The sequence below is a fragment of the Streptomyces albus subsp. chlorinus genome, from assembly GCF_013302895.1.
GTDB classification, from domain to species: domain Bacteria; phylum Actinomycetota; class Actinomycetes; order Streptomycetales; family Streptomycetaceae; genus Streptomyces; species Streptomyces chlorinus.
Window position 1 is genome coordinate 761,516 of record NZ_VJOK01000001.1, and the last position, 1,032, is coordinate 762,547.

At 75.4% G+C, this 1,032-nt stretch carries 1 protein-coding gene and 1 pseudogene; both read right to left on the minus strand.

Features of this window, described 5'->3' with window-relative positions; translation table 11 throughout:
* Window positions 1-86: 86 nt before the first annotated feature.
* Window positions 87-812: an urease accessory protein UreG gene (gene ureG / locus FM076_RS03540; protein WP_173868481.1), complete on the minus strand. Its 726-nt coding sequence runs from the start codon at window positions 810-812 to the stop codon at window positions 87-89.
* A 107-nt stretch (window positions 813-919) separates the two neighbouring features.
* Window positions 920-1,032: pseudogene (locus tag FM076_RS33335) on the minus strand (urease accessory protein UreF); the annotation flags it as partial.

Genomic DNA, 1,032 nt, shown 5'->3' on the forward strand with positions numbered 1-1,032 from the left:
CAGCGCGGTGCCGCCGCGTCCGTCGGGCGCGGCGGTGATCCGGGCCCGTGCGCGGACGCCGGTGGCGGGCGCCGGGGCGGCGGTCGTCATGCGGGGCTGCCCGCCGGGGCCGCCGGCCGCGCGGACGGTGCCGCTCCGGCCTGCCAGTCGGCGAGCCGGGCGCGCACCCAGTCGGCCACCGGACCGACCCCCGGCTCACCGCGCAACGACTGGAAGATCACGGGGAGTTCGCCGCGCTGCTCCTTGGCGTCGCGTGCCATGCCCTCCAGGTCGGAGCCGACGTAGGGTGCCAGGTCGGTCTTGTTGACGACGAGCAGGTCGGCGGTGGAGACACCCGGGCCGCCCTTGCGGGGGATGTCGTCGCCGCCGGCCACGTCGATGACGAACAGCTGCACGTCGACCAGGCCCTTGGAGAAGGTGGCCGTCAGGTTGTCGCCGCCGGACTCGACCAGGACGAGGTCGAGCGGCCCGACCTCGTCCTCCAGGTCCTCGACGGCCTCCAGGTTGGCGGAGATGTCGTCCCGGATCGCGGTGTGCGGGCAGGCGCCGGTCTCCACCGCGGTGATCCTCTCGGGCGGCAGCACGGCCTCACGGAGCAGGAAGGCGGCGTCCTCACGGGTGTAGATGTCGTTGGTGACGACAGCGAGCGAGAGGGTGTCGCGCAGGGAGCGGCACAGTGCCGCGACGGTCGCCGTCTTGCCGGAGCCGACCGGCCCGCCCAGGCCGACGCGGAGCGCGCGGCGGCTGCCGTCGGCCCGGGTCGCGGAGGCGCTGTGCCGCTCGGGGTAGGTGGTGGCGTGGTCGAGGTGCACGGGGTCCTCCTGGTGGTGCGATGGTTGTTTCGGTGCTCGGTGCTCGGTGCTCGGTGCCCGGAACGGGGGTGGTGTCCGGAACGGGGGCGGGCGGTGTCCGGTGGGGGCTAGGAGGCGAAGAGGCGTACGGGCCAGGCCGCGTGCTGCTCCGCCGTGATCTCCAGGAGCGGCGCCGAGGCGGCCGGGAGGTCGTCCACCGGGCCGCGGCCGGCGGCCTCGG